Annotated in this window: 16 protein-coding genes and 7 tRNA genes; 10 read left to right on the forward strand and 13 right to left on the reverse strand. The window is 44.9% G+C overall.

The genetic code is table 11. The annotated features are described in order from the left end of the window. Position 1 precedes the first annotated feature (1 nt). The 4 genes from menH (at position 2) to menE (ending at position 4,357) form a co-directional block, all read left to right on the forward strand. Positions 2 to 799, forward strand: a complete 798-nt coding sequence (menH, locus tag OCV56_RS04555) for a 2-succinyl-6-hydroxy-2,4-cyclohexadiene-1-carboxylate synthase (protein WP_086712325.1) — start codon at positions 2 to 4, stop codon at positions 797 to 799. Positions 800 to 904: 105 nt separating this feature from the next. Next, positions 905 to 1,771 (forward strand): 1,4-dihydroxy-2-naphthoyl-CoA synthase, encoded by an 867-nt coding sequence (gene menB, locus OCV56_RS04560; RefSeq protein WP_017064079.1) that lies wholly within the window; start codon positions 905 to 907, stop codon positions 1,769 to 1,771. Positions 1,772 to 1,845: 74 nt separating this feature from the next. Then, positions 1,846 to 2,853 (forward strand): o-succinylbenzoate synthase, encoded by a 1,008-nt coding sequence (gene menC, locus OCV56_RS04565; RefSeq protein WP_086712324.1) that lies wholly within the window; start codon positions 1,846 to 1,848, stop codon positions 2,851 to 2,853. Positions 2,854 to 2,905: 52 nt separating this feature from the next. After that, positions 2,906 to 4,357: an o-succinylbenzoate--CoA ligase gene (gene menE, locus OCV56_RS04570; RefSeq protein ID WP_086712323.1), complete on the forward strand. Its 1,452-nt coding sequence runs from the start codon at positions 2,906 to 2,908 to the stop codon at positions 4,355 to 4,357. Positions 4,358 to 4,467: 110 nt separating this feature from the next. Here the strand turns inward: menE and nagE are convergent, their stop codons facing one another. Then, positions 4,468 to 5,913: an N-acetylglucosamine-specific PTS transporter subunit IIBC gene (gene nagE, locus OCV56_RS04575; protein ID WP_186728077.1), complete on the reverse strand. Its 1,446-nt coding sequence runs from the start codon at positions 5,911 to 5,913 to the stop codon at positions 4,468 to 4,470. Positions 5,914 to 6,106: 193 nt separating this feature from the next. On the opposite strand from nagE, the gene OCV56_RS04580 reads away from it, so the two are divergent. Both OCV56_RS04580 and OCV56_RS04585 read left to right on the forward strand, forming a co-directional pair. Next, the gene (locus OCV56_RS04580) at positions 6,107 to 6,985 is read left to right on the forward strand and encodes a LysR substrate-binding domain-containing protein (RefSeq protein ID WP_057622934.1); all 879 of its coding nucleotides are present in this window, start codon (positions 6,107 to 6,109) and stop codon (positions 6,983 to 6,985) included. A gap of 106 nt (positions 6,986 to 7,091) precedes the next feature. Next, positions 7,092 to 7,256: a hypothetical protein gene (locus tag OCV56_RS04585; RefSeq protein WP_008220662.1), complete on the forward strand. Its 165-nt coding sequence runs from the start codon at positions 7,092 to 7,094 to the stop codon at positions 7,254 to 7,256. 105 nt (positions 7,257 to 7,361) lie between these two features. On the opposite strand, the gene OCV56_RS04590 is transcribed toward OCV56_RS04585, so the two are convergent. From OCV56_RS04590 to OCV56_RS04600, 3 genes are all read right to left on the reverse strand, one after another. Next, a complete protein-coding gene (locus OCV56_RS04590; RefSeq protein WP_086712321.1) occupies positions 7,362 to 8,282 on the reverse strand; it encodes a YeiH family protein in 921 nt (306 codons plus the stop codon). Positions 8,283 to 8,428: 146 nt separating this feature from the next. Then, the gene (locus OCV56_RS04595; RefSeq protein WP_086712320.1) at positions 8,429 to 10,303 is read right to left on the reverse strand and encodes an MFS transporter; all 1,875 of its coding nucleotides are present in this window, start codon (positions 10,301 to 10,303) and stop codon (positions 8,429 to 8,431) included. A gap of 17 nt (positions 10,304 to 10,320) precedes the next feature. Further along, a complete protein-coding gene (locus OCV56_RS04600) occupies positions 10,321 to 10,911 on the reverse strand; it encodes a TetR/AcrR family transcriptional regulator (RefSeq protein ID WP_017064073.1) in 591 nt (196 codons plus the stop codon). 195 nt (positions 10,912 to 11,106) lie between these two features. On the opposite strand from OCV56_RS04600, the gene OCV56_RS04605 reads away from it, so the two are divergent. Then, on the forward strand, positions 11,107 to 12,027 hold the full coding sequence (locus OCV56_RS04605) for a Tim44 domain-containing protein (RefSeq protein ID WP_086712319.1): 921 nt from the start codon (positions 11,107 to 11,109) through the stop codon (positions 12,025 to 12,027). A gap of 628 nt (positions 12,028 to 12,655) precedes the next feature. Here OCV56_RS04605 and OCV56_RS04610 read toward each other — a convergent pair. The 7 genes from OCV56_RS04610 to OCV56_RS04640 all read right to left on the reverse strand — a co-directional run bounded on the left by OCV56_RS04610 (position 12,656) and on the right by OCV56_RS04640 (position 13,862). Continuing rightward, positions 12,656 to 12,740 (reverse strand) — tRNA-Tyr (locus OCV56_RS04610). Positions 12,741 to 12,842: 102 nt separating this feature from the next. Beyond that, positions 12,843 to 12,927, reverse strand: a tRNA-Tyr gene (locus OCV56_RS04615). Between the two features lie 102 nt (positions 12,928 to 13,029). After that, a tRNA-Tyr gene (locus tag OCV56_RS04620) sits at positions 13,030 to 13,114 on the reverse strand. A 102-nt stretch (positions 13,115 to 13,216) separates the two neighbouring features. Next, a tRNA-Tyr gene (locus tag OCV56_RS04625) sits at positions 13,217 to 13,301 on the reverse strand. Between the two features lie 102 nt (positions 13,302 to 13,403). Next, positions 13,404 to 13,488 (reverse strand) — tRNA-Tyr (locus OCV56_RS04630). Between the two features lie 102 nt (positions 13,489 to 13,590). Next, positions 13,591 to 13,675 (reverse strand) — tRNA-Tyr (locus OCV56_RS04635). Positions 13,676 to 13,777: 102 nt separating this feature from the next. Next, positions 13,778 to 13,862 (reverse strand) — tRNA-Tyr (locus OCV56_RS04640). 549 nt (positions 13,863 to 14,411) lie between these two features. Between OCV56_RS04640 and OCV56_RS04645 the strand changes: the two genes are divergently transcribed. Together OCV56_RS04645 and vexH are read left to right on the forward strand one after the other, a co-directional pair. Next, on the forward strand, positions 14,412 to 15,488 hold the full coding sequence (locus OCV56_RS04645) for an efflux RND transporter periplasmic adaptor subunit (protein ID WP_086712318.1): 1,077 nt from the start codon (positions 14,412 to 14,414) through the stop codon (positions 15,486 to 15,488). Next, a complete protein-coding gene (gene vexH / locus OCV56_RS04650; RefSeq protein ID WP_086712317.1) occupies positions 15,488 to 18,601 on the forward strand; it encodes a vibriobactin export RND transporter permease subunit VexH in 3,114 nt (1,037 codons plus the stop codon). Before OCV56_RS04645 ends, vexH begins: the two co-directional genes overlap by 1 nt. 100 nt (positions 18,602 to 18,701) lie before the next feature. Here vexH and OCV56_RS04655 read toward each other — a convergent pair whose 3' ends face one another. Further along, a complete protein-coding gene (locus OCV56_RS04655; protein ID WP_086712316.1) occupies positions 18,702 to 19,295 on the reverse strand; it encodes a thioredoxin domain-containing protein in 594 nt (197 codons plus the stop codon). Between the two features lie 127 nt (positions 19,296 to 19,422). On the opposite strand from OCV56_RS04655, the gene OCV56_RS04660 reads away from it, so the two are divergent. Continuing rightward, entirely contained in the window at positions 19,423 to 19,743 is a 321-nt protein-coding gene (locus OCV56_RS04660; protein WP_004736423.1) for a DUF1244 domain-containing protein, read from the forward strand. 86 nt (positions 19,744 to 19,829) lie between these two features. On the opposite strand, the gene OCV56_RS04665 is transcribed toward OCV56_RS04660, so the two are convergent. Continuing rightward, positions 19,830 to 20,897 (reverse strand): PLP-dependent cysteine synthase family protein, encoded by a 1,068-nt coding sequence (locus OCV56_RS04665; RefSeq protein ID WP_086712315.1) that lies wholly within the window; start codon positions 20,895 to 20,897, stop codon positions 19,830 to 19,832. Positions 20,898 to 21,018: the final 121 nt, after the last annotated feature.

The raw sequence follows: 21,018 nt of genomic DNA on the forward strand, positions 1-21,018 counted from the left end.
CATGCTTTACTCCAATTATTACCCAGCTGTACAAGATTCTTCTGACAAACCTTTGCTTGTTTTTTTACATGGTTTACTCGGAAGCGGGGATGATTGGAGTGCATGCCACCCCTTCCTCGAAGATTTTCCTCGTCTTTGCATAGATTTACCCGGACACGGACAAAGTCGCTTTATCGACCCGGTAGGCTTTGAACACTGTTGCACCAAGATCGTTCAGTGCATCACTTCTCAGTTGGAGGAGAACGATCTTCCTGCAGATTATCCTATCGTGGTGATTGGCTACTCAATGGGAGGAAGGCTCGCCATGTATGGGGTGACAAGCCCTTGCTTTGAAACACTCAACCTTGAAAAAGTCATCATCGAAGGTGGTAACTTTGGTTTGGAGTGTGACGAAGAAAGAGCACAAAGGTTAGTACATGACACGCAATGGGCCGTTCGCTTTGCACAGCAATCGATTGAAGATGTTTTAGACGATTGGTACCAACAAAGTGTCTTTTCTTCACTAAATCATGAGCAAAGACAAACTTTGGTCATAAAGCGTAGTGGTAACCTTGGAGTATCCGTAGCAAATATGTTGTTATCTACTTCGTTGGCGAAGCAACCAGATTTACGTGCTACATTGAAATCTCATGAGCATCTTTTGCATTATGTATGTGGTGAAAAAGATCGTAAATTCATGGAGCTAGCTGAGAATAGTGGCTTTGAATATAGTCAGGTTGATTACGCTGGTCACAATGTTCATTTTGAGCAACCAGAGATGTTTTCAAACTTGATTATCCAATGTATCGCCAGTCGCTGATGAACTGACTGAGCGTGTCTCTCGTATCAAGCGCTATGAAAAGCAGAGCAACACCGTCGCGACTTTACGCTAGTCGCGCTCTCTAATAGAACAATGGGAATCACCATGGCTAAAACAGTAGGCATCACAGAAGAAGAACTTTACGCAGCCGTTAACTGGCGCGATGAAAGCAGTCAATATGAAGATATTCAATACCACAAGTCTGATGACGGTATTGCGAAAATCACGATTGCTCGTCCTCAAGTGCACAATGCGTTCCGTCCACAAACCGTAAAAGAGATGATCAATGCACTGGCTGACGCTCGTTATGACGAGAAAGTAGGCGTAATCATTCTAACGGGTCTTGGTGAGAAGGCGTTCTGTTCTGGTGGTGACCAAAGTATTCGTGGTGACTACGGCGGCTACCAAGATGATTCAGGTACACACCACCTGAACGTGCTTGATTTCCAACGTCAAATTCGTACTTGTCCAAAACCAGTAATCGCAGCGGTATCGGGTTGGGCTGTAGGTGGCGGTCATGTACTTCACATGATGGCAGACCTTACTATTGCAGCTGAAAACGCACAGTTCGGTCAGACTGGCCCTAAAGTTGGCTCGTTCGATGGTGGTTGGGGTGCTTCTTACATGGCACGTATTGTTGGCCAGAAAAAAGCGCGTGAAATCTGGTTCCTGTGTCGTTTCTACGACGCTCAAGAAGCATTGGATATGGGCTTAGTGAACACGGTTGTCCCTGTCGCTGACCTAGAAAAAGAAACCGTTCGTTGGTGTCGTGAAGTTCTGCAACACAGCCCAATGGCGCTACGTTGTCTAAAAGCAGCGCTGAATGCCGACTGTGATGGCCAAGCAGGTCTGCAAGAGCTCGCAGGCAACGCAACCATGATGTTCTACATGACAGAGGAAGGCCAAGAAGGCCGTAATGCGTTTAACGAGAAACGTCGACCTGATTTCGACAAATTTCCGCGTAACCCATAGATTTATCCTCTTCAGAATGAGTCGCTAAATAGCGGCTCGTTTTGTTTTAATGTTCCCGTTTTTTAGGAAAACTTATGAATTCAATGAATTCCCCGCGTCACGCTAAACTGTATCGTTATCAACTACCTATGGATAGTGGCGTGGTGCTGCGTGATAATAAGTTGAACGAACGTGTTGGCTACATTATCCATCTTGAGTGTGATGGGCTGTCTGGTTTTGGCGAGGTCGCACCTTTGCCGGGCTTTAGCCAAGAAAATGCCGAGCAAGCCGGCATTCAGTTGCAAAATGAGTTAGAGCTTTGGAGTCACAACAAACCCAATACTCCATTCGATGAGCTTTATCCGTCAGTGGCGTTTGGCTTTTCAATGGCATTGATGGAACTAACAGGCGAACTTAACGCGGAAGGTAACTATCAAGCTGCGCCTTTATGTACTGGTGACCCAGATGAACTGATCCCTGTGCTTAATGAGATGGAAGGTGAAAAGGTTGCTAAAGTCAAAGTTGGCCTCTACGAAGCGATCCGTGATGGCATGCTGGTTAGCTTATTCCTTGAATCGATTCCTGATTTAACGCTACGACTTGATGCTAACCGAGCGTGGAAGCCCGAAAAAGCGAAGCAGTTCATTAAATACATTTCGCCGTCGCTGCGTCAGCGTATTAGCTTTATTGAAGAGCCTTGCCAAAAGCCGGAAGACAGCTTGGCCTTTGCCATCGACCACGGTGTAGCGATTGCTTGGGACGAAACACTGCAAGAAGCGGTGCGTAATCCTGATTTTGATTTAAGTGACTTAACTGGCGTTAAGGCAGTTGTGATCAAGCCAACCCTTATCGGCTCGGTAGAGCGTTGTGTGGCAATCATTGAGCGTGCACAGCAACTTGGTATTAAGCCTGTTCTAAGCTCAAGTATTGAGTCGAGCCTTGGCTTAACTCAGATTGCGCGACTGGCACAGCAGTACTTGCCTAATGAAGTGCCGGGGCTTGATACGATTGGTTTGTATCAACAACAGCTTGAAGTACCATGGCCAGGTTGCCAACTTCCTGTTGCGACTCTTGAACAGCAGCAGCTGATTTGGTCTTCATAGGCCCATTGTTCGGTTGGCTCAATCAGTTTTCAATCTTTAACTTGGTTATCTTATGATGCGCCCACAATCTAATCATCACCCGCTCTGGGTACAGTGGGCGCAGCAGAACCCACATCAAATAGCATTCGTTACTCCCAACTGCGCTTATACTTGGCTGCAAGTTGTGGCGTTAGTGAGTGATTACCAACAACAGTTATCAGAACAGGGCCTCTCGGAAGGCGATGTGTTGACCATTGTTGGTAAGAACCAAGCCGAAGTGATCCCCGTTTATCTAGCGGCACTTAATTTAGGTGTACTTTGCGCGTTCACTATGCCTCAACCTACAGCTCGCTTAGTACAAAAGCTTGAATCGCTTTATAGGTCGTCGGGTAGACGTTATTTATGGTTGCTAGAGAGCAGTGGTTTAAATCAATCAGACATTGCTGAACCAAACACTCAGTTACTTACATTGCCTTGTTTGAGTGATTTGAATGTTGATAAAAAACTGAATGTTGATGACAAACCAGCAGCAACGTCAGAACTTTCTTGTTTTAGCTCTCAGAACCTCGCGAGTATCGTCTTTACTTCGGGTTCTACCGGAAACCCCAAAGCAGTGGCTCACACACTTGAGCAGCACCTATGTTCTGCTGAGGGGCTACTGGATGCTTTCCAATTTAAAGGCAGTGATACTTGGCTGCTGAGTTTACCTATGTACCATGTGTCGGGGCTGGCGATTGTTCATCGTTGGCTAGCTGTTGGTGGTTGTATCAAAATTGGTATTGGTCAGCTTGAATCAGATATCAAGGGCTGTAGTCATGCCTCCTTAGTCGCGACTCAACTGCATAGATTATTAAAGAGTGAGCAAGCACTTACTTTAACTCATGTGCTGTTAGGTGGCAGCCATATTCCAGAAGCGCTTGGTCTTGAAGCTCAGCAAATGGGGATTGAGACTTGGCTTGGTTATGGCATGACGGAAGCGGCTTCAACGGTGACGGCAAAGCCTGTTGATGCGAGCAGCACTGCAGGTTTTGTGCTTAATCATCGTCAATTGAAAATTGAAAACCAACGTATCTATATTGGAGGCAATACCCTCGCTTCCGGTTACTACTACCAAGGCGAACTAACGCCATTAGTGGATGAACACGGTTGGTTTGATAGTAAAGATCTTGGTCAATGGGATGGCGAGCAAGTATCGATTATTGGCAGAGCCGACAATCAGTTTATTTCTGGCGGTGAGAATATTCACTGTGAAGAAATTGAGAGAGCACTCAGTCAACTGCCTGAGGTTAAGCAAGCCTTTATCATTCCCGTTGAAGACAGTGAGTTTGGCTTTAGACCCGTTGCGATTATTGACTGTGATGAAATGCCAACCAAAGCATGGTTTGCCGAGCAGCTACAAGGAAGCCTAGAGCGATTTAAGTTCCCTATCGAGTACTACCGTATGCCAGAGCAAGAACAACTAGGCATCAAGGTATCGAGAGCGGGATTAGCGCAGTGGTTACTACATGAGGTTCGTTCTAAATAAAACGAAGCGCAATACACGGTGACTAGTCGTAATTGCGCTTCAGGGGGTTATGATGGTGGTGAAGCCATCACAAATTCTTACTGTTTTATCTTGCCATCAAAGGTGTCGCGTTAAGCGAGAGCCTTCTTCATTTGTTCTGCAACCTTATCCACTTTTCCTAAGCCAATGATAACTTGCAGGCCACCTTTACCCACCGGAACCACGCCAGCCGCGCCTAGTTTCTTCAGTTTGTCACTGTCAGCGATTGACGAATCTTTTACCGTTAGACGTAGGCGAGTAATACAGTTATCGACTTCAAGGATGTTGTCAGCACCGCCAATCGCTTCAATGTAGTTGTTGGTTAGGTTAACGAGTGCTTCAGGAGATGCAGTCTCGCTTTCTGCTTCCATCTCCTCACCACGACCCGGAGTACGTAGGTTGAACTTGATGATAGCGAAGCGGAAAATGCAGTAATAAAGAGCGAAGAACACTACACCTTGAACCAGTAGCATGTACCAGTTAACCGCTAGTGGGTTTTGGCTTGATAGTACTAGGTCAACGAAGCCAGCAGAGAATCCGAAGCCTGCCATCCATTCCATGCTTGCCGCAATGTAAAGTGATAGACCTGTTAGCACAGCGTGTAGTAGGAACAGTACCGGAGCAAGGAACATGAAGCTGAACTCTAGCGGCTCTGTGATACCTGTGAAGAATGAAGCCATAGCCGCCGCAAGCATGATAGCGAATACTTGGTTCTTGTTTTTCGCATCAGAGCAGTGGTACATCGCCAATGCTGCCGCTGGTAGGCCAAACATCATGATAGGGAAGAAGCCCGCTTGGTACATGCCTGTTTTACCCGGAATACCCGTACCGTTAGCGATAGATTGTGCACCGCCTAGGAAGTTTGGAATGTCGTTAATGCCTACAACGTCGAACCAGAACACAGGGTAAAGTGCGTGGTGCATACCAACTGATAGGAACAAACGGTTGAAGAAACCAAACAGACCGGCACCAACTGCGCCCATGCTTTCTAGCTTTATACCCAGAACGATCAGAGCGTCATAAACAGCCGGCCAGATGTATAGTAGAGCAAAAGAGAGGGCCATACCTGCGATTGAAGTCAGGATAGGAACCAAACGCTTACCACTGAAGAACGCCAAAGCCTGAGGAAGTTCAACGGTTGAGTAGCGGTTGTAGATCTCAGCTGAGATGATACCTACTATGATACCCACAAATTGGTTGCTGATTTTGCCAAATGCTGCTGGCACTTCACTTAGTTCAACATCCATTAATTGAGCGACAGAGCCTGGAGCAAGTAGCGTGGTGACGACAAGGAACATCACAAAACCGGACAGTGCAGCAGAACCATTCTTATCGCGACTCAAACCAAATGCGACACCCACCGCGAACAGAACCGCCATGTTGTCGATGATCGCACCACCAGATTTGATCAAGAATGCCGCTAAGATGCTTTCTGAACCCCAACCAACAGGATCCAACCAATAGCCGATCCCCATAAGGATTGCTGCAGCTGGCAGTGTGGCTACGGGAACCATTAATGCCTTACCTACTTTTTGCATATACCCGAGTATATTCATATGTGCCCCTAAGTTTGTAATTAATTTTTTTAATGTTTCTGCTCGTCAACGTATGGAGTCAAAGATTGATCGAGGCAGGATTTTAAGTAACTGCAGCTATTAAAAACTTATTTCTTAATGCAAACAAACGAAACGGGTAGTAGTATGAATTAAAATTTTTAATGCATGAGTTCGTATGGCTAACCATCAATCTTTACTTAGAAATCTTCATACTTTTAATGTTGCTGCAGAGAAAATGAGCTTTACGCTAGCGGCGAAAAAGTTGCATCTGACTCAGGGAGCCGTTAGCCATCGAATCAAAGTGTTAGAAGGTGAACTCGGATTTAATTTGTTTGTACGAGGGACTCGTAAACTGGAACTGACCGAAGAAGGTCAGCGCTTTCAACGAACATTATCCAAATCGTTAAGCTCGATTTTTGGTGAGATCGAAGACATTACCAACACAGACTTGTATGGACAGATCAATATCGGTACCAGTCCTGCATTTGCGAACAGTTGGTTACTGCCAAGACTGGCTGATTTTAAGCAGAGGTATCCTAAATTTAACCTCAATATCTTCTCGCAAGAGGAACAGGATTTTCATCAAAATCATCTCGATGTCGCCATTTACTATGGTGCTGAAGATCTCAAAGATATGCATCGACAGCGCCTGTTTGGTGAAAAATATATTCCGGTATGTACGCCAGGTTACGCGGCTGAGCACGACATTTTTGACGACGGTGTAGAGTCGTTACACCGGATTAATTTCATTCATGCACTAGGGTCAGATGTGTGGCAGCGTTGGATTAAACACCACGGATTAGACGTGAACTTGTTTGAGCAGTTTTACTGCGTGAGTCACCGGGACATGGGGGTACAGAGTGCTCTGCATAATATTGGTGTGGCGATGGGGCGCTATCATTTCGTGAAGCAGTACATTGAGACTGGTGAGCTCATAACGCCTTATCCGAGCATGGATACAGACAAAGGGTATGATTTAATTTGCCCGCTAGGTACGGAAAAACGCCCTAAGGTAAGAACCTTTATTAAGTGGTTAGAGGGGCAATTACGCTAGGTTAGTTAATTTAGCAATTAGATAGTTCAAAACAGAATTTATTATCTTTATAACCATCCATCATAATAAGCCATATAAATAACGGATTATAGAATAAGGTCTTATTATGAAAATTGCCCTCATCATTGCAGTATTACTGCAGATAGGCCAAGCCATCACATCGTCAGGGCTGACGCGTTCGTTAGCTGAACTTACTGCATTTGTATTAGTTGTGGTATTGGTTTTGATGAAAAGAGAGAGCAAGAAGAGTGATAAGCCCCTGTTTGAATAGTGATTTGGTTAAAAGGTTTCAAAAACGATAAAGGCAAAGCCCATATGAGCTTTGCCTTTTTGTTTTGTGCTTCGTGATCTTGTTAGAGGTTTAACTCCCTAGAGGTTATGCGAGGGTCAACCAAGCTAACGAGCCTGTCGAGATCATCGTCCACATTGTAATACCAAACATCAACGGTTTCGGCCCTGCCGCTTTTAGTTTCTCTACAGAGATACCGCAGCCAATTAAGAACAGACACACTACCAGTGCTCGCTTAGACACATCAAAGATGCCTTGGTAGACCATCTCAAATTGAGGCAGTAAGTCACTAACCGCGATAGCGGCGCAATAGAAGAAAATGAAGTAAGGAACCGTAATCTTCTTTTGATCGTTCTTGAAGATAATCGCACTGACTAAAGCGATTGGGATGATCCAAAGTGCGCGAGCTAGCTTCAATGTTGTTGCTGTCGTCAGTGCTTCTTCACCGTATGCTGATGCCGCACCGACAACTGAAGATGTATCATGAATCGCAATGGCTGCCCATGTCCCAAAAGTTTGTTGGCTTAACTCAAGCGCATGGCCAATCATCGGGAACAAGAAAAGAGCGACCGAATTCAACACGAAAACAGTGGCTAATGCCAAGCCAATCTGTTCATCATTTGCTTTAATTGCTGGTGCTACGGCTGCAATGGCGCTACCACCACAAATTGCGGTACCAGAAGAGATGAGATAACCCGTAGTGCGATCGAGCCCCATTCGTTTAGCCAAGAACCAACCAATAACTAATGTGCCAATTATCGTCGTTATAATGAGACCAATACCGTCGCCTGTTACCGCTAATGCTTTTTCAAACTGAATACCAAAACCTAAGCCGACAATAGAGTAGGCCAGTAGTTTTTTGGTGAGTTTACCGACTTCTAAGTGCTCAGGGACTAAACCTAAACTAGCAAGTAGGAAACCGATAACCAGGGCTGTCGGTGAGCTAACCCAAGGCGTTAAGCAAAACAGTGCAGCAAGATAAAATGGAACGGACTTTTTTAGGTTCATTGTATTTAGAGTCTTGTTTTGTTGTGGCGTTATTGTGATGAGACCACTATACGTTCAATAAAATGATAAGTAAGTCTAAATGAATTGAACAAACGTTAAGGAAAACTTAACGCTTGTTCAGCTGATATGAATAAAGGGGTGGTTACTTAGCGCAGAGAGCCGCGAAGGTCAGAGACTGACTGTCGAAGCGTTTCACAAGACGCTTGTTTAGGTGAAATAGGCTCGCCAGCTTCTATCTCTAACTTGGTCCAGAAGCGAGTTGGTAACCCTTTGCAAGCACGGCCTTTGTAGCGACTGAAATAACTGCCCCACAACCCTTTGAGGGCCATTGGAATCACAGGAACTGGGGAGCGTTTGATAATGAGCTCCATACCACGCATGAACTCAGCCACTTCACCATCAGAGGTTAGCTTGCCTTCTGGGAAAATACATACGATGTGGCCTTCATACAGGGCTCGTTCTACTTCTTTAAAAGCGTTTCGAATCGAGCTGCGATTGGTTGCTGAGATCGGAATCACTCCAGCTCTTTTCAAGAAACGTCGAATCGGCGGCAACTTGGTGTAATCCTCTTCCATCACAAAACGGATCAAGCGAGAGCAAACCGCACTCAGCAGTAGTGCATCCATATAACTCACATGGTTGCAGACAATCAACGCACCGCCTTTTTCTGGTAGGTGATGTAGGTTTTTATGTTTAACTCGGTACATGGTGTGAGTGACTACCCACGTAAAGAAGCGGAATGCATAGATAGGCACCTGATAAAATAGGTACAGCATAACCAAAGTGTTTCCTACTGCGAGTAGCACAAACAGTTGTGGAATTGAAAGCTCTAGAACACTGAGGCAAACAATACCTAAAACCGCACTTCCCACCATGAACAGTGAGTTATAAATATTGAGCCCGGCAATCACTTGGGCACGTTCATCGGGCTTCGCACGTAACTGCATTAGTGAATACAGAGGAACAATAAAGATACCGCCGGAGATCCCCAGTAGTAGAAGATAAGCAAATAGTGGCCACAGCTCTGAATAAGTCACAAACTGATGGAAAGAGCTAAAACTAGGTAAAGACTCCGGGGTGGATATCGCCATCAAAAGACCGAAGATCGAGATACCCAAGCTGCCCATTGGCACGATGCCGATTTCAATTCGGTGATTAGATAACTTATCGCAAGCCAAGGAGCCGATCGCGATACCGACTGAGAACAGCGCAAGTAAAAATGCGACAGAGCTTTCAGTGCCGTTCAGATGCAGCTTAGTGAAGTTTGGAAACTGAGTTAGGTAAGCAGCCCCGAGGAACCAGAACCAGCTGATCGACATCAGAGCTTGAAAGGTTGGATGATCCTTTTTGGCTATCGCTAGTGTTGCGCGGGTTAGTTTTATAGGTTGCCATTTCACTTTAAGATCAGGTGCATTGCTTGGCGCTAATGGGATAAAGCAGCTTGATACATAGCCAAGCACAGCGAACAAAACAATGCACACCGCAGCAATGAGTTTCGCGCTTTCTTCAGAGGCAATTATACCTGCGCCTAGAGTACCAATCAGGATCGCTAAGAATGTACCTGTCTCGACGAGAGCATTACCAGATACAAGTTCTTTTGTTTCTAACTGCTGTGGAAGCAGGGCGTATTTTACAGGGCCAAAGAAGGCACTTTGCGTTCCCATCAGGAACAGGAGCAGAAGTAATATTCCGTAGCTTTCATAGATAAATCCGATCGCACCCAGTGACATGATCACCACTTCAAGGAGCTTAACTTTACGGATAAACCACGATTTTTCATATTTGTCGGCCAGTACACCAGCCAAAGCAGAAAATAGGAAGAAGGGCAGGATAAAAAGGCCTGCAGCCAAATTAATGAATAGATTGCTGGAAATAGGCAGCGTATCTACGCTTGCGAAAGCAACAAACAGTAACAGGACATTTTTGAATATGTTGTCGTTAAAGGCTCCTAGAAATTGGGTAATAAAGTAGGGTAGGAACCTTTTTTGCGTTAACAGCGAAGATTGGCTGCTGTTGTTCATTGTCTTTCCTTGGATGATTACCAGTTGGTTAAGTAGTTTGAGACTAGGTTATTGATCAGCTCTTTACCATCAATGGGCTCAGAGGCGAAAAATTTATCATCAACGCTAAGTAGAGTAATTCCATGGACTCCAGACCATAATACACGGCTGGCTTTAACGACTTCGCTTTTAGTATGTTCAGGAGCAATTGCGACTAGCAGCTGCTCTAGCATACCTGTCATTCTATCTATTCGGTTCGATTGCCATTCAGGAAGATTTTCACCGTTCATGTTGTGCTCAAAGATAAGCTGCCAACGGTGAGGGTGTCTCTGTGCAAAATCGTGGTAGCAGTAGGCAAGGTTGAATAGAGCTTGTTGAGGATTACTCGATTGTTCAACAGCTGCTGCAGATTCTGATGCCAGTTCATCTAATGTTTGAGCTACCACATGCAAAAGCAGTAGGTTGTAGTTACCAAATACATTCACCAAGGTACTTGGTACATAACCAATCATATTAGCGATTTTACGTAGACTCAACTCGTGATAAGAGTGCTCTTCTAAGAAGTCGGTCACCGTTTTTAAGGTTAATTGCACTAATTGTTCGCGAGTATGATCGTTTCGTCTTGCCATGGGTACTTTCTATTAAATGAACATCGTTCAATATTTTAATGCTGCCCTATAGAGCCGTCAATCCCTTCGCTAGTTTAGTAATCAATTAATAGCCGCAATATTATGATACATGTGTAAACGCCGTGAATATTTCATTGTTCTTTGTTAACGAGTATGATTAAGGTGTCGAAAGATAGAAACCTATAAAGGATAATAATGAAACGATTTTTCTCACTAGTCGCGATCCTGTTGGTAACAGTCGCGGTGACGCCAATCGCGGAAGCGAAAAAGTTTGGTGGTGGTAAGTCATTTGGCAAAAGCTTTAAAACGGCTCCAGCACCAAAACAACAAAACACGAATTCGATCCGTCAAGATCAAACGGGTAAGAACACAGCAGCTAACTCTAGCAAGAAAGGCCTTATGGGCGGTCTGCTAGGTGGTTTACTTGCTGGTGGTCTTTTAGCTGCATTCTTTGGTGGCGCATTTGAGGGTATCCAGTTTATGGATATTCTGATTATGGGTCTGATTGCTTTCCTAGCGTTTAAATTCCTACGCGGAATGTTGGGTGCGAAGCAGGGCTCAATGAATCAGCAGAATGCACGTGGCCAACAGCCAGCATTCGGTGGTATGGGTCAGAACAAGTTTGAACAACCTAAGCAACAGCCAAATGTTCATAACTTCGAGCAAGCACAGCCTCAATCACAACCTCACTCGCCAAATAGTGCTGGTGGTTTCGGTTTTGGTGCACAAAGTGATGTTCCACATAACTACCCACCGGGCTTTGATCAAGCGGCATTCATCAATGGTTCTCGTGAGCACTACCGTACACTGCAAGGTGCATGGAACCACAACGAACTAAACACGATTGAAGAATACGTATCTCCAAGCCTATTTGAAGATCTGAAAGCTGAGCGTAACAAGCTAGACGGTGACCAGCATACAGACGTAATGTACGTTGATGCTGAAATCGTTCGCGCAGACCATGATGGTAGTAAAGCACAGCTAAGCCTTCAGTTTAGCGGTCGTTACCGTGATACAGCGGATGGCATTGAAGAAGATATCACTGATATCTGGCACTTAGAGCGTGACCTAACAACTGACAATGCACCTTGGTTAATTGTTGGTATTCAAGGTTAATTCCAAGAGTTAGCTAAACATCTATATGATGTAGTTATTAGGAATGACACCCAATAATTGAAAGCCCCTGCTGAGGAATCAGCAGGGGCTTTTTTGTGTTTAATGATATGTATCTGTAAGCCGCTGAGGAAAGTTGGCTTTGCGCTTGTAGGGGAGAGTTTTAGTTTCACGGGGCAATGACAATATGACGAGAATGTGCGGAACAGACAAAGAACATTAATAGAAGAGGAGTGTCATCACGACAAATATTAAGAGATGCATCTTGCTCAATGACTGGATTAAGCTGAAGGCAATCGACTGATTTTATTTGGATGTAATTAGCCATGACAAAGTTCTTTGAACCCGTACTGGAGCCTGAGATTACTTTGCAGCAGAAACAGATAATTGCGAGTGAATGCGAAGAATATGTATCGACCAGTTGTTTAGGCTGCGCTGCTTGTCTGGTTTGTGAGCGTCATGCTGAAGTTTGGGAGCACTGATGTAGAGTGAGCTAGATTGCTTAGTCTTTTTTGTAGTAGTAGGTTGATGTTTAGGAAGTTGAGAGCAGTGTTTAGAAAGATACAAAGCTCAGAAACGAAAAAAGCCAACTCAATGAGTTGGCTTTTCGATTTTCCAATTAAGGATAATATGGTGGAGGGAGACGGATTCGAACCATCGAAGGCAGTGCCGGCAGATTTACAGTCTGCTCCCTTTGGCCACTCGGGAACCCCTCCAGGGTGTGTCTTACTCTTCACAAAGTAAGCCTAAATTGATGTTTTCCCATAAGCCCATCAACTAGGTTGTTCTCTTAACTCTCGAAAGAGGTAAGGAGAATATGGTGGAGGGAGACGGATTCGAACCATCGAAGGCAGTGCCGGCAGATTTACAGTCTGCTCCCTTTGGCCACTCGGGAACCCCTCCAGGGTGTGTCTTACTCTTCACAAAGTAAGCCTAAATTGATGTTTTCCCATAAGCCCATCAATCAGGTTGTTCTCTTAACTCTTAAAAGAGGTAAGAAGAATATGGTGGAGGGAGACGGATTCGAACCATCGAAGGCAGTGCCGGCAGATTTACAGTCTGCTCCCTTTGGCCACTCGGGAACCCCTCCAGGGTGTGTCTTACTCTTCACAAAGTAAGCCTAAATTGATGTTTTCCCATAAGCCCATCAACTAGGTTGTTCTCTTAACTCTCGAAAGAGGTAAGGAGAATATGGTGGAGGGAGACGGATTCGAACCATCGAAGGCAGTGCCGGCAGATTTACAGTCTGCTCCCTTTGGCCACTCGGGAACCCCTCCAGGGTGTGTCTTACTCTTCACAAAGTAAGCCTAAATTGATGTTTTCCCATAAGCCCATCAATCAGGTTGTTCTCTTAACTCTTAAAAGAGGTAAGAAGAATATGGTGGAGGGAGACGGATTCGAACCATCGAAGGCAGTGCCGGCAGATTTACAGTCTGCTCCCTTTGGCCACTCGGGAACCCCTCCAGGGTGTGTCTTACTCTTCACAAAGTAAGCCTAAATTGATGTTTTCCCATAAGCCCATCAACTAGGTTGTTCTCTTAACTCTTAAAAGAGGTAAGAAGAATATGGTGGAGGGAGACGGATTCGAACCATCGAAGGCAGTGCCGGCAGATTTACAGTCTGCTCCCTTTGGCCACTCGGGAACCCCTCCAGGGTGTGTCTTACTCTTCACAAAGTAAGCCTAAATTGATGTTTTCCCATAAGCCCATCAATCAGGTTGTTCTCTTAACTCTTAAAAGAGGTAAGAAGAATATGGTGGAGGGAGACGGATTCGAACCATCGAAGGCGGAGCCGGCAGATTTACAGTCTGCTCCCTTTGGCCACTCGGGAACCCCTCCAGGGTGTTTTTCCTAACTCATAATGGATAGGCTAAAGAGATGTTTTTCCCAACGCATCTCTCAAGTGCGGAGCGCATCATAGCAAACACGTTAAACCTGTAAAGAGTTTTTCTTATGGTTTTGTGTTGAATGCTGCCTTTTTGGGCAAAGATGGCGAAAAGTACGCATATTGCTCGGGAAGTGAACATCTGTACTAAGGTTTACGTATTAATAGGTAACACCTTGAGGTAACTGGCTTTCTGTACGGTGTTTGATTTGTGTAATTCGCTAAGAAACGTAAATGGAATTTAACCTAGATTTACACTTCTTGACGTTACAGCATTCATCAGTTGATAGAATACGGTTAATTTCATTTATAGATAATAATACCAATCGTAGTAAATAACATGTCATCCTAGTTTGTTAAAAAGCTCGATAACGGCGTTAGAATTTTTGATTGTAGAATAACTACTAATCGAAAACTCTTCCTTGTTCTCAAGCCTTTTTCCTGCGCTATTTCTGACCGTTTACTTACTGTGATTGGCATAAACTTACTTGCAGACCATTATTATGAAGCATAAATCTGTTTTAACCCTGCTTAGCTTGTCTATTCTTATGGCCTCTCCAGCCGTACTTGCAAAGCGCATGGGCCCTAGCACTGTCACTGTTGTTACTGAGCAGGTCGATATTCACCAAGTTAGCCAATCTCTTTCGTTGGTCGGTAAGTTAGAAGCCGAGCAATCTGTAATGATCACTTCTGAAGTGGCTGGCAGAGTGGACTCTATCAACATCAAAGCTAATCAAGATGTCACTAAAGGGCAGATGTTGGTTCAATTAGATGACGACAAAGCAAAAGCTGCAGTAGCAGAAGCGCAGGCGTACCTAAAAGATGAGCAACGTAAGCTAGCGGAATTTCAACGCCTAGTGAAACGTAACGCGATTACGCAAACTGAAATTGATGCTCAGAAAACCAATGTAGAGATCGCTAACGCTCGTTTAGCCGCTGCAAATGCTAACCTGAAAGATCTGCACATCAGCGCGCCATTCTCGGGTACTGTTGGTTTTATCGACTTTAGCCGCGGAAAAATGGTAACTGCAGGTACTGAACTGGTAACCCTTGATGACCTGTCAGTAATGCAGTTAGACCTTCAGATCCCGGAGCGCTACCTTTCTAAACTATCTAAAGGTATGAAAGTAACAGCTCGCACCAGCGCATGGGGTGATACTCAGTTTACTGGCACAGTGGTCGGTATTGATTCTCGTATTAACGCTGAAACTTTGAACCTTCGAGTTCGAATTCACTTCGACAACAATAATGATTATCTAAAGCCGGGCATGTTAGTGGCCGCTGATATGGACTTCCCGCCAGTAGAAGCTCCTATTATTCCAGTTCAAGCGCTTGAGTACTCAGGTACGAAGCGTTTCGTTTATGTTATCGATGAAGATAATAAAGCAACTCGTACAGAAGTCTTCCTTGGGGCACGTATTGATAACGAAGTCGTGATCGACAAAGGTATCGAGATTGGTCAGAAGATCGTAGTGCAAGGGATCGTAAATATGCGTGATGGCGTGTTGGTTCAAGAGCTCGCTGTTAATCATCCAGCTGATGCATTGAGCGATAACAAAGCACAAGAAGGCGCTAACTAATGTTGTTATCTGATGTTTCTGTAAAGAGACCAGTAGCGGCTGTCGTATTGAGCCTACTATTGGTTGTGTTTGGTATTGTCTCTTTCAATAAGCTCGCGGTTCGTGAGATGCCAGATATTGAAAGCCCGGTGGTATCGATCAGTACTCGCTATGAAGGTGCGTCCGCCACCATTATTGAAAGCCAAATAACCTCCAATCTTGAAGACCAGTTATCCGGCATCAGTGGTATCGATGAGATCGAATCCACAACACGTAACGGTATGTCGCGTATCACGATTACTTTTGAGCTTGGTTACGACCTTAATACCGGTGTTAGTGACGTTCGTGATGCTGTAGCTCGTGCGCAGCGTTCATTGCCCGATGAAGCCGATGACCCGATTGTTTATAAGAACAACGGTAGTGGTGAAGCCTCGGTCTACATCAACTTAAGCTCGACTGAGATGGACCGAACGCAGTTAACCGACTACACCGAACGAGTGTTGATCGACCGCTTTAGTTTGATTTCTGGTGTGAGCTCGGTGGATATCTCAGGTGGCTTGTACAAAGTAATGTACGTTAAGCTGAAACCAGCTCAGATGGCGGGTCGCGGTGTTACTACCTCGGACATCACTTCTGCGTTGAACAGTGAGAACATTGAAAGCCCGGGTGGTGAAGTGCGTAACGATGCGATTGTTATGTCGGTTCGTACCGCTCGTTCTTACACTGAAGCGAAAGACTTCGAATACCTAGTCGTTAAACGTGCTTCTGATAACACACCTATCTACTTGAAAGACGTAGCGGATGTTTACATTGGCGCAGAAAACGAGAACTCGACCTTTAAGAGTGACGGCGTTGTTAACGTCAGTATGGGGATTGTGCCTCAGTCAGATGCGAACCCACTTGAGGTGGCTGACTTAGTCCATAAAGAAGTCGAAGCAATTCAAAAGTTCCTGCCAGATGGTACTCGCTTGGCTGTCGACTATGACTCAACTGTGTTTATCGACCGTTCAATCTCAGAAGTTTACAGCACACTCTTTATCACGGGTGGCTTGGTTATCCTTGTGCTTTACATCTTTATTGGTCAAGCACGTGCAACACTTATTCCAGCGGTAACTGTACCTGTATCTCTGATCTCGTCGTTTATTGCGGCGTACTACTTTGGCTTCTCTATTAACCTGATTACCTTGATGGCACTTATCCTGTCGATTGGTTTGGTGGTAGATGATGCGATTGTGGTGGTTGAGAACATTTTCCACCACATTGAACGTGGTGAGTCACCACTGCTTGCAGCCTATAAAGGTACGCGTGAAGTAGGCTTTGCGGTAATCGCAACAACGCTTGTATTGGTTATGGTATTCCTACCAATCTCGTTCATGGACGGCATGGTTGGCCTATTGTTTACCGAGTTCTCTGTATTGCTCGCTATGTCGGTGATCTTCTCGTCTTTGGTCGCATTAACGTTAACGCCAGTGCTAGGCAGTAAAATCCTAAAAGCGAACGTTAAACCAAATCGTTTCAACCTGTTTGTCGAGCGCGTATTTGGCAAACTTGAGTCTGGATACCGCGCGGTATTGCGCCGTGCTCTAAACTGGCGTTGGGCAGCTCCAATCATCATTATCGCTTGTATGGGTGGTAGTTATGGCTTAATGCAACAAGTGCCATCGCAACTGACTCCACAAGAAGACCGTGGTGTTATCTTTGCGTTTGTTCGTGGCGCCGATGCAACCAGTTATAACCGTATGTCTGCCAACATGGACATCGTTGAAGAGCGCCTAATGCCGTTACTTGGTCAAGGTTTCTTGAAATCATTCAGCATTCAATCACCAGCGTTTGGTGGTAATGCGGGCGACCAAACAGGCTTCGTTATCATGATCCTAGAAGATTGGGACGAGCGTGATGTGACGGCACAAGAAGCCTTGAACGAAGTTCGTAAATCTTTGAATGGCATTCCTGATGTGCGTGTATTCCCGTTCATGCCTGGCTTTAAAGGTGGTTCAAGTGAACCTGTTCAATTCGTACTCGGTGGTTCTGACTACTCCGAACTTCAGAAGTGGGCAGAGATTTTAAAGCAAGCCGCTGAAGACTCACCAATGATGGAAGGTGCGGACATCGATTACTCTGAGAAAACACCAGAGCTATTGGTTACCGTAGACAAACAGCGTGCAGCTGAGTTAGGTGTGAGCGTTTCGGATATTTCGGATACGTTAGAAATTATGCTTGGCGGACGCAGTGAAACCACCTTCGTTGACCGTGGTGAAGAGTACGATGTGTACCTGCGTGGTGATGAGAACAGCTTCAACAACGCAAACGATTTAAGCCAAATCTACATGCGAACTCAGTCAGGTGAGCTAGTAACGCTTGATACGTTGACACATATTGAAGAAGTGGCATCGTCGATTCGTTTGTCACACTACAACAAGCAGAAATCTGTGACCATCAAAGCGAACCTAATGGAAGGTTATACGTTAGGTGACGCACTGGATTTCCTTGATGAGCAAGCAATTGAGCAGTTACCGGGTGATATCTCTGTGAGCTACTCTGGCGAGTCTAAAGACTTCAAAGAGAACCAATCGAGTATCTTAGTGGTGTTTGCGCTAGCGATGCTGGTCGCGTACTTGGTATTGGCTGCGCAGTTTGAAAGCTTCATTAACCCTCTAGTGGTGATGTTCACCGTACCTATGGGTATCTTTGGTGGCTTCTTAGGTTTGGTGTTGATGAGCCAAGGCCTCAATGTTTATAGCCAAATTGGTATGATCATGTTGATCGGTATGGTAACCAAAAACGGTATCTTGATCGTAGAATTTGCCAACCAACTTCGTGACCGTGGTATTGAGTTTGAAAAGGCGATTATTGATGCTTCGGCTCGCCGCTTACGTCCAATCATGATGACAGCATTCACGACACTAGCGGGTGCAATTCCATTGATTACCTCAACAGGTGCAGGCTATGAAAGCCGAGTAGCAGTGGGTACGGTTATCTTCTTCGGCATGGGCTTCGCGACTTTGGTAACTCTGTTCGTAATCCCTGCGATGTATCGATTGATTTCTGGCTCTACACGCTCTCCGGGTCACGTGGAAGCGGTTCTAAATAAAGAACTCAGCCATGATAACGTGGGAAGAACCAGTCACGGTTAAGCGGATTCGCGACTGACATTTATTAATAAAGCCCGACAACTTGCTCGTTGTCGGGCTTTTTGTTTGGTGCTGAGAATGGTGTCTGAAAGGAAATGAGACTCTATTGCTCGCTTAGGTACTGAATGGTTTTGAGCAGTTCTTCGATAGAGCGGTGGCCTCTTAATTTCACCATATAGCGCCCATTAATAATAAAGCTCGGAATACTGCTAATCGACGCTTGCTCTGTCTTTGAAACAGCATCTTCCATAAACTTGGCCCATTGCTGTTGTTGCTCTTGGGTCATGTCTTCTTGTTTCACAAGGTTGTGCTCTTTGAAAAAAGCGTCGATATCCGTTTCTTGCAGTGGGTTTTTAGTTTGAACCAGCGAAAATAATGCACTCAAAAGTTCATGAGATAGGTCCGGTTTTTGAGCCAAAACGGTGTAGTAAAGACTTGCCGCTTGTAAGGTCGAGTCGTTAAAAATCACGTGAGTACGATGCAATTTCAGTTCACCAGCAGATTCTTTATCTTTAAGTAACTCCGCCATCTGCCAACAAGGCATGCAGGTCAATGAAAAGAACTTGTCTACTTGATACTCGGTCGAATAAGGTTTTTCCAAAAGCGTGTATTGTTTTCCCTCTGACGGATATGCATAAGCGGTAGCGCTTAGAATAAGAGAAGCTAAAAAGATAAATACGTTTTGTAATCGTTTCATGGGAGTTCCGGTTTATCTGTGAATGTTTTGAAAAGCCTGCGTTTGCTCCTAGCGAAATGCGGTCTTTTTTTGTATAACAATACCTGCTCAACACATTAAAAAATGAAAACTATTAAGGGACACCAAAGTGGCTGAATTTAAATACAAAGATCTTTCTCAAGAAGAACAAGACAAGCTGGATGCAGCAACCTTTCGTCGCCTGTTAGCACACCTAGACAACAACAAAGATGTACAAAACATCGACCTGATGATCTTGGCTGGTTTCTGCCGTAATTGCTTCAGCAAATGGTACAAAGCAGAAGCTGAACAACAAGGTTTAGACCTTGATATCGATGATGCTCGTGAGCGTGTTTATGGCATGACTTACGATGAGTGGAAACAAAACCACCAACCAAAAGCGACACCAGAGCAACTGGCTGCTTTTGAAGCCAAGCAGAAGCCAGAATAGTCTTGGCTTATCGGTAACCAAAGACACACAAAAAGAGCCCATTGAGGGCTCTTTTTTATGTTGGAAACTTGTACTTCGCTTAGTGCTTAAGCTAACTCACCTGTTTGAGAGAAAGCTTCTAGCTTTGCCGCATAAGGTTGTAGGTCACCAATATTGTTGTTTACCCACTCATCGTTGAAGTAGGTGTCTAGGTAACGTTCGCCGCTATCACATAGCAAAGTCACGATAGAACCTTTCTCACCACGCATTTTCATTTCGCTTGCTAGCTGAAGCACACCGTACATATTGGTACCTGTTGATGCGCCAACCTTGCGGCCAAGAATGTCAGACAACCAATGTGTGGTTGCGATACTTGCTGCATCTGGGATCTTGCGCATTTCGTCAACCACACCTGGAATGAAGCTTGGTTCGGCTCGTGGGCGACCAATGCCTTCAATCTTGCTGAATGTGTTGCCTTTCACGTTTGTATTGCCTGTTTGGAAGTATTCGTGGAATACCGAGTTCTCAGGGTCGACAACACACAGCTTAGTCTCGTGCTGTTGGTAACGAATGAAACGGCCGATCGTTGCTGAAGTACCACCTGTACCCGGGCTCATTACTACCCAAGTTGGAACCGGGTGATCTTCCATCTGCATTTGATTGAAAATCGAGTTTGCGATGTTGTTGTTACCACGCCAGTCAGTTGCACGCTCAGCGTAAGTAAATTGATCCATGTAGTGACCATTCAACTCTTCTGCTAAACGACGAGATTCATCGTAAATTTCATCTGAGCGGTCAACCAGGTGTGCTTGGCCGCCGTAGAATTCAATCTGCTCAATTTTCTTCTTCGCTGTACACTTTGGCATTACCGCAATAAACGGTAGGCCAAGTAGGCGAGCAAAGTAAGCTTCAGATACCGCAGTGCTGCCTGATGACGATTCAATGATCGTTGTTTCTGGGCCTACCCAACCGTTACAGATAGCGTATAAGAACAGAGAACGCGCTAAACGGTGCTTCAAAGAGCCTGTTGGGTGTGTGCTTTCATCTTTAAGATAAATATCAATGCCTTCGATGCTTGGTAGGTCAAGCTTGATAAGGTGCGTATCCGCTGAACGTTGGTAGTCGGCTTCAATTTTACGAATCGCGTTGTTAATCCATTGATGGTCAGTGCACATAAGCGTTCTCCTGATCTTGTGTAGGAATTCTTTGTAATTGGTATGGTTCTAATTTATCTATAATCAGAGAGAAAAACTTTGCCATATTTGCTTTGTTTTGACTAAAATGTAGAAAATTATT

Source organism: Vibrio gigantis (assembly GCF_024347515.1).
Lineage (GTDB): Bacteria > Pseudomonadota > Gammaproteobacteria > Enterobacterales > Vibrionaceae > Vibrio > Vibrio gigantis.